General features: G+C 72.4%; 11 protein-coding genes. 7 read left to right on the forward strand and 4 right to left on the reverse strand.

Features of this window, described 5'->3' with window-relative positions; translation table 11 throughout:
- Window positions 1-325 precede the first annotated feature (325 nt).
- Window positions 326-1,012: a transcriptional repressor LexA gene (gene lexA / locus C892_RS0119385; RefSeq protein ID WP_239647452.1), complete on the reverse strand. Its 687-nt coding sequence runs from the start codon at window positions 1,010-1,012 to the stop codon at window positions 326-328.
- A gap of 323 nt (window positions 1,013-1,335) precedes the next feature.
- On the opposite strand from lexA, the gene C892_RS0119390 reads away from it, so the two are divergent.
- The 4 genes from C892_RS0119390 (at window position 1,336) to C892_RS0119405 (ending at window position 6,602) form a co-directional block, all read left to right on the forward strand.
- Window positions 1,336-1,917, forward strand: coding sequence for a LysM peptidoglycan-binding domain-containing protein (locus C892_RS0119390; RefSeq protein ID WP_239647449.1), 582 nt, complete (start codon window positions 1,336-1,338; stop codon window positions 1,915-1,917).
- Window positions 1,918-2,327: 410 nt separating this feature from the next.
- Window positions 2,328-2,894 carry a transcriptional regulator NrdR gene (gene nrdR / locus C892_RS29235; RefSeq protein WP_083934419.1) on the forward strand — a complete coding sequence of 189 codons (567 nt, stop codon included), beginning with the start codon at window positions 2,328-2,330 and terminating at the stop codon, window positions 2,892-2,894.
- 119 nt (window positions 2,895-3,013) lie between these two features.
- Complete coding sequence (locus C892_RS0119400; RefSeq protein ID WP_017558526.1) at window positions 3,014-5,827, forward strand: vitamin B12-dependent ribonucleotide reductase; 2,814 nt, start codon at window positions 3,014-3,016, stop codon at window positions 5,825-5,827.
- A gap of 346 nt (window positions 5,828-6,173) precedes the next feature.
- Complete coding sequence (locus C892_RS0119405; RefSeq protein WP_017558527.1) at window positions 6,174-6,602, forward strand: CBS domain-containing protein; 429 nt, start codon at window positions 6,174-6,176, stop codon at window positions 6,600-6,602.
- Here the strand turns inward: C892_RS0119405 and C892_RS0119410 are convergent.
- Window positions 6,589-6,927 carry a hypothetical protein gene (locus C892_RS0119410; protein ID WP_017558528.1) on the reverse strand — a complete coding sequence of 113 codons (339 nt, stop codon included), beginning with the start codon at window positions 6,925-6,927 and terminating at the stop codon, window positions 6,589-6,591. The genes C892_RS0119405 and C892_RS0119410 overlap by 14 nt on opposite strands.
- 176 nt (window positions 6,928-7,103) lie before the next feature.
- Here C892_RS0119410 and C892_RS0119415 point away from each other — a divergent pair, with 176 nt between their 5' ends.
- The 3 genes from C892_RS0119415 (at window position 7,104) to C892_RS0119425 (ending at window position 11,704) form a co-directional block, all read left to right on the forward strand.
- On the forward strand, window positions 7,104-8,057 hold the full coding sequence (locus tag C892_RS0119415) for an ornithine cyclodeaminase family protein (protein ID WP_017558529.1): 954 nt from the start codon (window positions 7,104-7,106) through the stop codon (window positions 8,055-8,057).
- A gap of 416 nt (window positions 8,058-8,473) precedes the next feature.
- Window positions 8,474-10,258 carry an SPFH domain-containing protein gene (locus C892_RS0119420; RefSeq protein ID WP_017558530.1) on the forward strand — a complete coding sequence of 595 codons (1,785 nt, stop codon included), beginning with the start codon at window positions 8,474-8,476 and terminating at the stop codon, window positions 10,256-10,258.
- The gene (locus tag C892_RS0119425) at window positions 10,259-11,704 is read left to right on the forward strand and encodes an SPFH domain-containing protein (RefSeq protein ID WP_017539304.1); all 1,446 of its coding nucleotides are present in this window, start codon (window positions 10,259-10,261) and stop codon (window positions 11,702-11,704) included.
- 240 nt (window positions 11,705-11,944) lie between these two features.
- Here C892_RS0119425 and C892_RS0119430 read toward each other — a convergent pair whose 3' ends face one another.
- Together C892_RS0119430 and C892_RS0119435 are read right to left on the reverse strand one after the other, a co-directional pair.
- Window positions 11,945-12,136, reverse strand: a complete 192-nt coding sequence (locus tag C892_RS0119430) for a hypothetical protein (RefSeq protein WP_017539305.1) — start codon at window positions 12,134-12,136, stop codon at window positions 11,945-11,947.
- 148 nt (window positions 12,137-12,284) lie between these two features.
- A complete protein-coding gene (locus tag C892_RS0119435; protein ID WP_017539306.1) occupies window positions 12,285-12,977 on the reverse strand; it encodes a hypothetical protein in 693 nt (230 codons plus the stop codon).
- Between the last annotated feature and the right edge of the window lie 47 nt (window positions 12,978-13,024).

A 13,024-nucleotide genomic window follows, 5' to 3' on the forward strand; every position in this document is an offset into this window, starting at 1 on the left:
GGGCGCGTAGCGGTCGGCAGGGCCGCTCGCGCCGGGGGCCGTCCGCGGGGCTCGCGGGGCCGCGCCGCGGCGCTGTCGTACGGGGGGCGGTTTCGTCAGGTGCGGGGGACACGGGCAGCAGGGGCGTCCGTCAGGTGTGGGCGCGGGCGGGCCGCAGGGGGCGAGGCGCGCGGACCGGGGCGCTGCGCCGGCGCTCGGGGACGTCTCTGTCGGATACCGATACGGCGACGGCCCCGTGACGACCGGGGGTGGTCACGGGGCCGTTCCGAAGAGAGGCGAAGTCGTTATGCGGCGCGGTGCGGCGCCGTCGGTGCGGCCACAGCGGCTACATGCGCCGCATCACGGCCACGACCTTGCCCAGGATGGTGGCCTGGTCGCCGTCGATCGGCTCGTAGGCGTCGTTGCGCGGCATCAGCAGGACGTGGCCGCCCTCGCGCCGGAACACCTTCACCGTGGCCTCGTCGTCGAGCAGGGCCGCCACCACGTCCCCGTTCTCGGCCACCGGCTGCTGGCGGACCACGACCATGTCGCCGTCGGTGATGGCGGCGTCCACCATCGAGTCCCCGACCACGGTCAGCACGAACAGCCGCCCCTCGCCGACCAGCTGCCGGGGCAGGGAGAACACGTCCTCCACCGACTCCTCGGCCAGGATCGGGCCGCCCGCCGCGATCCGGCCGACCAGCGGGACGTGGGCCGAACGGGTCTCATCGGCGCGGGGCTCGCCCTCCAGTTCGTCCCAGGAGCGCACGGGCGGCTGGCCGGGGATGCGGATCTCGACCGCGCGGGGGCGGTTCTGGTCGCGGTGGAGGTAGCCCTTGCGTTGCAACACCTTGAGTTGGTGCGCGACACTGGAGGGGCTCGACAGACCCACGGCGTCGCCGATCTCCCGGATCGACGGCGGGTATCCGCGCTGCCGTACGTAGCGGTGGATGCAGTTGAGGACGCTCTGCTGGCGAGCCGTCAGCGCCGGTGCGTCCGCCTGCGCGCCCGTCGCCTCCGCCGGGACCGGCACCGGTCCGAGCGCCTCCGCGCCGTCCCTGCCCGATCGGGGTTCCTGGGTTCGGTGCTTCTCCTCCGGCACGGCCGGCCTCCTCGGCGGTCGGTGGTGGCGTGTTGGGCGTCGGGGGGCTCGCGTCCCGACCGTGGCACGTCGGCGCCGACGGCCGCGACCGCGTCCCCGGTGCGCCGCGCCGATGCCGAAGTGAGACACGTCCAACGGTAGTGCCTGCTCACGGCGATATCAAACAAACGTTCGAGATGGTGATGAAAAAATCCGGCCGTTGCGGTATTAGTCGAACATCAGTTCTAAACGGCTGGTGTTCGAAGGGGGCGACCATGTCCGAACCCTCGCCTGACCCCAGAACCGCGATCCCGCGTCCGAGGAGGCCCGACGACGGGCCCGTCCTCTACGACTGGGCGGTGGAGGTGCCCGAGTGGAGGGCCCGCCCCGTCCGGTCCTCCGCGCTTTCCGCGCTGCCCGAGCTCCCCCTGGAGCCCGACGGGCCCGCGCCCGGGGAGGCGGCCGCCGGGTCCCTGCCCGGCCCGGACCCGCGCGCCCGCCCCGTCGGCGCCCGCGCCGCCGCCGCGCTGCGCGGCCACTGGGCCGGGCTGAGCCGGCGCGGCCGCGTGGCCGTCCTCTCACTCGCCTCGGCCGGCGCCGGTGGCGCGCTGTCGCTGGCCGTGCTCACCTCCGCCGCCGTAGGGGCTCCCGCCTCCGCCTCGGCCGCCGGGGCGGTCTTCGGGGGCGGCGCCGAGCCGACGGTGGTCGTGCGCGACGGCGATACCCTGTGGGACATCGCCGAGCAGGCGCGTCCCGGCGAGGACGTGCGCCGCACCGTGCACGAGATCGTCGAGCTCAACGGACTGCGCGGGCCCGAGCTGCGCCCCGGCCAGGAGCTGCGCCTGCCCGCCCGCTGACCAGGGGCGCCTGCCGCGTGACGACCGCCGACACCCGGGGACCCGGAGGGTCCCCGGGTGTCGTTTCCCACGGGCCTGCCGGCGCCCGGGACCGACACGCCCGGGGCGGTGCGCCGGTTCGCCGTCCCTGACCTGCGGATCCGTCGCGACCCGCCGCGGGAGGGCTTGCGCGCGGGCGCGAGGCGCTCGTAAGTTGACCACAAGATCTAGTGCTCGCCATGGAAGAATCAGCCTAGAAGTTGTGCTTTAGTAGGTGACGGCTCTTCGGGGCGACCCGCGCCGAACGCGCGGTGGGCCCCTTCGGTGAGCGCGCGACTCCCGTGGAGGCGGCCCGCGCACGGCGGGGCGCTCCGCGATCGGGAGCGGCGACGGGGATTCCTGCGGGAGAGACGACTGGGAGGCGTGTCGGCATGCACTGTCCGTTCTGCCGCCATCCGGACAGCCGGGTGATCGACAGCCGGTCCACCGACGACGGCTCGGCGATCCGCCGCCGCCGGACGTGCCCGGAGTGCGAGCGGCGGTTCACCACCCAGGAGACCGTGCTGCTGATGGTGCAGAAGCGCTCGGGGGTGACCGAGCCCTTCTCCCGCAGCAAGATCGTGGCGGGCGTGCGGCGCGCCTGCCAGGGCCGCCCGGTCACCGAGGACGCCCTGGCGGTGCTGGGGCAGCGGGTGGAGGAGGAGATCCGCTGCCGCGGGGTCGCCGAGATCCCCGCGCACGAGATCGGACTGGCGATCCTCGGCCCGCTCCAGGAGCTCGACGAGGTCGCCTACATGCAGTTCGCGTCGGTCTACCGGGGCTTCGAGTCCCTGGCCGACTTCGAGAACGAGATCGCGCGGCTGCGCTCGGAGCGCGTCGGGGGCATCGAAGGCGCCGGGGGCGCCGGGGGCGCCGCGCGTTCGCAGGACACCCAGGACACCCGGAACGCCGAGGACGGCGGGGACACGGCGCGCGCCGTCGCCTCCGCCGAGCGGTAGGGCCGGACGGCGGCCGAGGGCCCGGTCGGGCGGGCACGGCACGAGAAGGGCCCGGCGGCCCGCCGCGCACGGCGGGCGGCCGGGCGATGCGACACGAGGGCGAGAGCAGGGGGAGCAGAATGACCGAGACCACCGGCGCGACGACGCGCAAGGGTGGCGGAGGCCGGCGCAAGGGCCTGAAGATGCGGCGCGTCTTCACCACGCCGGGCGTCCACCCTTACGACGAGGTCGAGTGGGAGCGCCGCGATGTGGTCATGACCAACTGGCGGGACGGCTCGGTGAACTTCGAGCAGAAGGGCGTCGAGTTCCCCGCCGCCTGGTCGATGAACGCGACCCAGATCGTCACGAGCAAGTACTTCCGCGGCGCGGTCGGCACGCCCGAGCGCGAGTGGAGCCTCAAGCAGCTCGTGGACCGGGTGGTGGGCATGTACACCCGCACCGGGCTGGAGCACGGCTACTTCGCGAGCGAGGAGGACGCCGAGGTCTTCGACCACGAGCTGAAGTACGCGCTGGTGCACCAGCTGTTCAGCTTCAACTCGCCGGTCTGGTTCAACGTGGGCACCGCCTCCAAGCAGCAGGTCTCGGCCTGCTTCATCCTGTCGGTGGACGACACCATGGAGTCGATCCTCGACTGGTACAAGGAGGAGGGGATCATCTTCAAGGGCGGTTCCGGGGCCGGGGTGAACCTGTCCCGCATCCGCTCCAGCAAGGAGCTGCTGTCCTCCGGGGGCACCGCCTCGGGCCCGGTGTCGTTCATGCGCGGCGCCGACGCCTCGGCCGGCACCATCAAGTCGGGCGGCGCCACCCGCCGCGCGGCCAAGATGGTCGTCCTCGACGTCGACCACCCCGACATCGAGGAGTTCATCGAGACCAAGTCGCGCGAGGAGCACAAGATCCGCGCGCTGCGCGACGCCGGCTTCGACGTCGACCTGGGCGGCGCCGACATGTTCAGCGTCCAGTACCAGAACGCCAACAACTCGGTCCGGGTCTCCGACGCCTTCATGCGCGCGGTCGACAACGGAACCGACTTCGGCCTGCGCTCGCGCACCACCGGCGAGGAGACCGGCACGGTCGACGCCAAGAGCCTGTTCCGGTCGATGGCCAAGGCGGCCTGGGAGTGCGCCGACCCGGGCGTCCAGTACGACGACACCATCAACGACTGGCACACCGCGCCCGAGAGCGGCCGGATCACCGCCAGCAACCCCTGCTCGGAGTACGTCCACCTGGACAACTCCTCCTGCAACCTGGCCTCGATCAACCTGCTCAAGTTCCTCAGGGACGACGACACCTTCGACGTCGAGGGCTTCTCCCGCCTCACCGAGCTGGTGATCACGGCGATGGACATCTCCATCACCTTCGCCGACTTCCCGACCGAGAAGATCGGCGAGACCACCCGCGCCTTCCGCCAGCTGGGCATCGGCTACGCTAACCTGGGCGCCCTGCTCATGGCCACCGGCCACGCCTACGACTCCGACGGCGGCCGCGCCGTCGCCGCGTCCATCACCTCCCTGATGACCGGCACGGCCTACAAGCGCAGCGCCGAGCTGGCCGGCGTGGTCGGGCCCTACGAGGGCTACGCCAAGAACGCCGACGCCCACAAGCGGGTCATGCGCAAGCACGCCGCCGCCAACGACGACCTGCGCACCGTCGGGGCGATGGACCGGGAGATCGCCTCCGCGGCCACCGACGCCTGGCAGCAGTGCCTGAAGACCGGCGAGAAGAGCGGCTGGCGCAACGCCCAGGCGAGCCTGCTGGCCCCGACCGGCACCATCGGCTTCATGATGGACTGCGACACCACCGGCATCGAGCCGGACTTCTCCCTGGTGAAGTTCAAGAAGCTGGTGGGCGGCGGCTCCATGCAGATCGTCAACCAGGCGATCCCGCGGGCCCTGAAGAACCTGGGCTACCAGCAGGAGCAGATCGAGGCCATCGTCGAGTTCATCTCGGAGAACGGCCACGTGGTCGACGCCCCGGGCCTGCGCCCCGAGCACTACGAGGTCTTCGACTGCGCGATGGGCCGCCGGTACATCAAGCCGATGGGCCACGTGGAGATGATGGCGGCGGTGCAGCCGTTCCTGTCCGGCGCCATCTCCAAGACGGTGAACGTGCCCGAGGACGCCACCGTCGAGGACTTCGAGCACATCTACTTCGAGGGCTGGCGCCTGGGCCTGAAGGCGCTGGCGGTCTACCGCGACAACTGCAAGGTCGGCCAGCCGCTGTCCACGGCCGCCTCCGAGGACAAGGCCGCCGACAAGCCCGAGCCGGAGATCGTCGAGGTCGAGCGCCCGGTGCGGCGGCGCCTGCCCAAGAAGCGCCCGAGCCAGACGGTGTCCTTCAGCATCGGCGGCGCCGAGGGGTACATCACCGCCGGGTCCTACCCGGACGACGGCCTCGGCGAGGTCTTCATGAAGCTCGGCAAGCAGGGCTCGACCCTGGCCGGGGTGATGGACGCCTTCTCCATCGCGATCTCGATCGCGCTGCAGTACGGGGTCCCGCTGGAGACCTACGTCGAGAAGTTCACCAACATGCGGTTCGAGCCGGCGGGCATGACCGACGACCCGGACATCCGCATGGCGCAGTCGGTGGTGGACTACATCTTCCGGCGGCTGGCGCTGGACTACCTGTCCTACGAGGAGCGCGCCGGGCTGGGCGTGCTCTCGGCCGAGGAGCGCCGCGCCCAGGCGGCGGGGGAGGACCCGGCGCAGGTCGCGGCCCAGGTGGAGTCCTATTCCCAGTCGGCCGCGCTGGCCGGCCGCACTACCGAGGAGCGCCCGGCGGTCCGCGAGGAGCGCGAGGAGCGCCCCGAGCCGGTGAAGCCGAGCGAGGGCTTCGTCGCCGACGCACCGCTGTGCGTCACCTGCGGCACGAAGATGCGCCCGTCCGGCACCTGCTACGTCTGCGAGGGCTGCGGCTCCACCAGCGGCTGCAGCTGATGTAGCCGGTTACGACAGCCCAATAGGCGGGGGCACTCGAGAAGGCTCGGGTGCCCCCGCTCGTCATATGTGTAGGCGTCATATGTGCAGGTGGATTCCTTGTAACGACAGGCGTCGAGCGGCTCGCGGCCCTAGCGTGGCCAGGGATGGGAGCCGTGCTGGTCGTGCGGGAGGCGGAACACGGACCCGTCCCAGACGGGATGCTCAGGGAGGCAGAACGAGAGTGGTCGGATCTGCAAGATCCGTGACCTGGTGACGCCGGGAACATGACCACGCTCCGCGTGTCCGCCGATTAGCGGCGATCCAGCACGGGTAACCCACGGTCACCGATCGAAAGGTGGCCGCCATGCTGATCGCCGAGCTCCTTCGCGCCAAAGGCTCCGACGTGGTGACGGTCCGGCCCGACACCCCGGTGTCGGAGCTCCTCGACCGGCTCGCACGGCACAACATCGGCGCCGTCGTCGTCGCCGAGGCCGGCAAGGTCGCCGGAATCGCCTCCGAGCGCGATGTCGTGCGGCGCCTGGCCGAACAGGGGGCGTCCCTGCTCGACCGGCCCGTCTCCGAGATCATGACCAGGGCCGTCATCACCTGCAAGACCTCCGACACGGTCGACGCGCTGACCGTGCTGATGACCGAGAACCGCGTCCGCCACGTCCCCGTGCTCGCCGCGGGCGCCCTGGTGGGCATCGTCAGCATCGGCGACGTCGTCAAGAGCCGCATCCGCCAGCTCGAACTCGACCGCCAGCAGCTGGAGGCCTACATCACCCAGGGATGAGTTCCCCGCCGGAGGAGTCCGACCCGCCGGAGCGCCCGCCGAAGGCCCAGGCCGCCGCTGCGGTCCCGGCGGTGACGGCCAGCACCGACGGCCAGGAGCCGATCTTCTTGGCCAGCGGGTGGCTCAGTCCGAACGCGCCCAGGTACACCCCGGTCAGCGCGGCCGCCCTGCGCGGCCCCGCGCCGCGCCGCCACGAGGCGTAGGCGGCGGCGCCGCACGCGGCCAGCACCACGCCCCCGAGCGGGCGCACCCCGGTGGCCCGGGCGGCGGTGTAGCCGCCGACGAGTCCGGCGGTGGTGATCACGGGGCTGGGAACCGAGGGCATCGGGCACTCTCCTCACGCTCGGGTGCGGCGGCACCGGTCGGCGCCGCCTCGGACCGCTCGGGACCGCGCGGTGCCGCGGCGCGGTCCACCGTGCCCACGCTATCCCTTCCGTCCCCGAACGCACCGGAGTGCCGGAGGGGTTGTCCCCGGTACCGGAACGGGGAAGGCTCCTCCATGTGACACTCTTCCTCGGACGATCGGACCTGCTGGGCGTGTTCGACCTGCACGCCTGCATCGACCGGCTGTGGGACGGCTTCACCGCCGGGGCCGCGCCGGTGGAGGCCCAGCGGGTGCGCACCGAACTCCCCGGGCCCGGCACCGCCACCGCGCTCATCCCCGGGCTGCTGCCCGGCGTGCCCGCCTACTCGGTCAAGGTCAACGCCAAATTCCCCGGCGCCCGCCCCGCCCTGCGCGGCGTGGTCTGCCTGCACGACCTGGGCAGCGGAGAGCTGCTGGCGCTGCTCGACTCGGCCACCCTGACCGCCTGGCGCACCGGGCTCTCGGCCGCCCTGGCCGCGCACACCCTCGCCCGCTTCGACGCCGAGGTGCTCGGCATCGTCGGCTGCGGCGCCCAGGCGGGGCTGTTCTCCCGCGGCATCATCGGCATGCGCCCCGTCTCCCGCATGGTCGTCGCCGACACCGACCGCTCCCGTGCCGAGGCCTTCGCCCAGCGCTGCGCCGAGGAGTTCGGGGTGCCGGCCACGGTCGCCGAGGACGCGCCCGCGGTCGCCGCCGAGGCCGACATCGTCCTCACCGCCACCTGGTCGCGCACCCCGCTGCTGAGCGCCGCCGACGTGCGCCCCGGGACCCAGGTGACGTCGCTGGGCGCCGACGAGCCGGGCAAGGTGGAGCTGGCCGCGGACCTGCTGCGGGCGGCGCGCGTGGTCGTCGACGACGCGCGTCTGGCCCTGTCCTCGGGGGCCGTGGGCAACGCGGGGCTCGACGCCTCGGCCATCGACGCCACCCTGGGCGAGGTGCTCGGCGGGACCGCGCGCGGGTCGGCCGGGCCGGACGGGGTGGGGGTGTACGCGCCGGTGGGCGTGCCCTGGCAGGACCTGGCCCTGGCCTGGTACGGCTACCGGGCCGCCGCCGACCGCGGCACGGGCACCGCCCTGGACCTTCTGGCCTGAGAAGCGCGGCCCGACCGGCCCGACCGGCCCGAGAGCACGGACCGGACCGTGGGCGAGCGGTGTCCGGGAGCGGCCCGTGCCGGCCCATGTGACCGCCGCCCCTGCCGCCCCTGCCGCCCCGGCCGGCCCGGTGCGCCGGGGCCCGGGCGGCTCGGGGCTCCCTACGGAGCCTCGGAGTGCTCCGGAGCGCCCCGCCTCCATGCGCCCCTCCGAGGTGCCCCTCCGACCTGCGGTTGCACCGCGCGCCGCGCCGCCAGGCCCGCCTTCCGGTCCGATACCCGATGGTCACCGGCAAGAGAGCGGTCCGTCCCCTCTCTTGTGGGAGGATGCGGCCACTTCGCTTCGGACGGTGGAACCGCCGCGGCAGCACCGGCGTCGAATCCGCAGGTCCGACAACACCAAAGGAGTCATCACCCATGTCCTTCGCACAGACGGTGCGGGGGGCCGCCGCGAGCGTCGCCCAGGGGGGCGACCCGCGCGAAGCGGTCTCCGACGCACTCCGCGAGGGGGCGGAGGGGATCGGGCTCGATCCCAACGACTTCCTCGCGGCTCGGGACCAGGGGGCCTCCACCGGCACCCGGATCGAGCAGAAGAGCACGTCCCTCAACAACACGGGCGAGGCCCTGAACCGCAGCTCGTTCGAGCGCGGCGCGAGCGGCCCGGTGCACGTGATCTGCCCGATGGTCATCCCGCGCGGACGCACCTTCTTCGCACTGCTGCCCTCGATCCTGCTGGCCGTGGTCGGCCTGCTGGGCCTGGGCGCCACCGCCGCCCTCTTCGGCTTCGCCCTCAACCCGTTCTTCGGCCCCCACTACTGGGTCGTCCTGATCGCCTTCACCGCGTTCATGTGGTGGCGCCAGGGGATGGTCATGGTGCCGGACGGGTGCCAGGCGCTCATCACCCGCTTCGGCAAGCTGGAGCAGATCGTCGGACCCGGCCGGGTCACGCTGCTCAACCCGTGGAAGCGCGTGTCCTACATCGTCAACACCACGCGCGAGTACCCCTTCAACGCGCCCATCCGGGAGGCGCCGACCAAGAGCGGCGTCAAGGCCTCGGTCGACCTGTTCGTGCAGTTCCGCATCGAGGACCCCGAGCAGTTCATCTTCGTGCTCGGCGCGGTGCAGGGCTTCCAGGAGAAGCTGAACAACGCCATCAGCGAGACCACCCGCAGCCTCATCTACGACCAGCAGGCCGCGGACATCTACGACATGGTGGGGGAGAACACCGCCCGGCTGCTGGAGAACCTGAACACCCAGTTCCTGCCGGCGGTGCGGCTGACCAACGCCAACATCACCCACGCCGAGCCCTCCAGCCAGGAGTACCGGATGGACCTGGCCGCCACCGAGATGGTGCGGGTGGCCAAGGAGGCCTACACCTACGAGTACGAGCTCCAGCTGCGCAAGGAGCAGAACGAGGGCGACCTGAACAAGGAGCTCGCCTCGCTCAACGAGACGCTGTCGGCGATCCAGGCCGACATCGCCCAGTACCAGGCGCAGATGGACACCGCCCTGGAGCGGGAGACCAACCGGGCCCGGGCCGAGGCGCGCCAGCGCTTCGTCGAGGCCGAGAGCACCGCCCACGCCAACGCGGCGCTGCTGGAGGCCCAGGCCCTGGACATCCGCGCCGTCAGCGCGGCCGAGGCCCCCGAGATCCTCGACTACCGCTACCAGCAGGAGCTGCTGGACCGGCTGGAGGGCATCGCCGACAGCCTGCCGCAGGTGCTGCACATCGGCGACGGCGACGAGTCGAGCGTCAACTTCCTGCGGGTGGCCCAGAACATCATCGGCGAGACCCAGTCCCAGCTGTTCTCCGACGAGGACATGCAGGCCGTGCGCACCCGGATGGACGAGATCTCGGCCCGCATCGCCGAACGGGAGTCCGAGATCGAGGCGCTGCTGCAGGAGGAGCGCACCACGGTCTCCGCGCCCGACCCCGAGGAGCACGACGTGCCGGGGGAGGACCGGGTCGAGGAGATCCGCCGCTCGGTCTCCGATGAGGCGGTCACCGAGCGCATCGAGGAGACCGTGACCGAGGAGCCCGGCGCGGAGTCCGAGGCCCCGCCGGCCGCCCCGTCGGCCGCGCCGCAGGAGGCGGACCCCTCCGCCATGCCGCCGCCCGCCGGGCCGCCGCACACCGCACCTCCGCCCCCGCCCTGGCCGCAGCCGGGGACCGACGGGCCCGGACCGCAGGGAGGCCGCTAGATGAACCAGCCCACGCACGAGCCCCAGCGCGGCGGCTCCTCCATCAAGGAGTCGCTGGCCTCCTGGGGCGACATCGCCCGCCTGCTGCGCGGCGGCGACCAGGGCGCCCTGGTGCCGGTCGTCATCCCGCGCGACGGCCGCGGCCTGAAGTGGACCGCGCTGGTGTGGCTGGCGCTGTACCTGCTGCTGGCCGCCCTGATCGTGACCGTGCTGGCCCAGCCGCTGCTGATGTGGCTGGCGGTGCTGTTCTTCGTGGTGGCCCTGGGCGCCCTTGCCCTGGGGCTGCTGTGGTGGTGGCGCTCCTCGATCGTGGAGATCGAGCAGGGAACCGTCGGCGTGCTCACCAAGTACGGCGCGGTCGCCGGCACGCTCGACCCGGGCCGCCACTACCTGTGGCACCCCTGGTCGCGGGTGGACTTCGTGGTGGACACCTCCACCGAGATCCCCTACACCGCCCCCGTGCTGGCCTGCCCCACGCACGAGAACGTGCCGCTGAAGTCGATCGAGTTCTTCCTGAAGTTCCGCATCGTCGACGCGGTGGCGTTCGTGCGCACCATCGGCGCCAGCAACTTCGACCTGGTCCTGTCCAGCGCGGTGCAGGACGCCATCCGCCAGCGCAGCCGGCGGGTGCAGACCGAGAGCGCCTACGACCTGCGCGGCTCGGACGTGGCCGACATGCAGGACCTGCTCAACCGGCAGCTGCGCCGCTACGGCGTGGAGATCCGGGGCTGCAACATCCCGGACGTGCAGCTGCCCAACCAGTACCAGCAGCACCTGGCGACCCGGGAGCGGGTGGCCAAGGAGCTGGTCGCCTACGAGCAGGAGTGGGAGCTGACCCGCAAGCGCCGCATCGACACCCTGCTGATGGACATCGAGCGCTCCAAGAAGACCCGCGACGCCAAGATCGTCGAGGTCAACGCGGCCCTGAACAAGGCCCGCAAGGACGTGGCGCAGATGCTGGAGGAGCAGGAGACCGAGGCCCAGCGGGTGCGCCACGAGATCGAGACGCAGGGCCGCGGCGACCTGGTCGCCGCGCAGAACCAGGCCAAGGCCCAGCGCCGGCTGGCCACCTCCTACCGGGACAACCGGGCGGTGCTCCAGTACGAGCTGGCGCGGCGCCGCCTGGAGGTCGGCGCCAAGCTGGCCGAGCACGCGCCGCAGCCGGTGGTGGTGCGCACCGACGGCGCCTCCGGCGACGCCTCGGCGCTGTCCACCCTGATGCTGGCGCAGATGCTGCCCGACCTGGCCGGGCGCCGGCGGTCCGTGGGAGCGGGCGGCGGGTCCGAGGCCGCGGGCGACGCCTTCACCGAGGCCCAGGGCGCGGTGGCGGCCGCCGCCGGGCGCCAGCAGGACATGGCCCGCCGGTTCCAGAAGGACCAGAAGCAGGCCATGAAGGAGCAGTTCGAGAACGGGGAGGGCTTCGAGGGGCGCGGCGGCCGCGGCTGACCCCGCTCCGGGCCCTGCGGTCCCGCACCGCACCGCCCCGGACCCCGGAAGCGTTTCGGCCCTCCCGCCCGTCGGGCGGGAGGGCCGAACGTTGGTCCGCGCATTACCCCCGTTTGAATCCGGCGCCTGTAGTGTCGGAGGCATCGGGGGGAGATTGTTCCCGGATTCCCACCGCCTCTCCGGCGGGATCGGTCGAATCCGGGAACAATTGTTTTGCGGGGGTGTCCGCTCCGGGGCGCCTCAGGCCGCCTCCACCAGCGTGCGGTAACCGCTGTCGATGTCGATTCCGTGGCGGGCGGCGATCTCCACCAGATCCTCGATCTCGGCCGCCTGCGCCAGGCACAGCTCGTCGTCGCCGCGCGCGTGCGCTCTGCGGAGCGCCCGCGTGGCGTCGTAGATGCGCAGGTGCAGGGTGGTCAGGAACTCACTCATCGCCGGTACCCGTCCCTTCCGGGCAAGTCCTTCTCCGTTGTTCGCACCACCATTACTACCGACGCCGGATAAAGCGCGGGTTAGAGGCGCGCAGATGGCAGAGAAAGGCGCCGGTGACATAGGACACCGGCGCCTGGGGAACCCGGGATCAGTACTCGGTCCAGGAGTACCAGTCGTCGGTGATGTGCTCGTAGACGCGATTGCCGTGGCCGGAGACGAAGACGCCCTCCTCCAGCGGCTCGGTGCTGTAGGCCAGGCCCGAGCGGTCGAGCAGGCCGGCCCCCTGCACCCCGTAGAGCGTCGTCCCGTCCCCGAGCACGCCCACCGAGGTGAGCGGGTACAGGCCCGCCCAGTCCCCGTTCATCGGGATGGTGGTGGAGCCGTCGGCGGTGGCGCGCACCTCCAGCAGCTGCTCGGCCGAGGAGGCGACCCGGCCCTGGAGCGGGACGTCGGCCAGGGACAGCACGATCGCGGCCGCCGCGACCAGCGGCGCGGCGATCCAGCGCATCCAGTAGCGCCGCACCATCGGCCGGGCGACGCCCATCGCGATGCCCAGGCGCAGGGCGCCCATCGCGGCCAGCACGGTGCCGCCGCCCATGCCCAGGACGAAGGCGGGCAGGTGGCCCCCGGGCACGCTGTCCTCGTAGAGCAGGACCAGGCCGATGACGGCGCACGCCGGCAGGTACAGCCGACCGGGCGGGCGAGAGGACCAGGAGACCAGGCGCCGGCCCAGGGTGGGCCGGTGGGCGATCTGCAGCAGCGGCGCCACCGGGTCGTCGCCGGTGTGCGGCGCCGAGCCCTGCGCCGGTGACGGACCCTGTTCGGGAACCGAAGCGGTCATGGAGCGCGTTCCCCCAGGAGGACGAGTGGACTCGCACGCGGCCGGGG

The organism is Nocardiopsis baichengensis YIM 90130 (genome assembly GCF_000341205.1).
Classification (GTDB): Bacteria; Actinomycetota; Actinomycetes; order Streptosporangiales; family Streptosporangiaceae; genus Nocardiopsis_A; species Nocardiopsis_A halophila.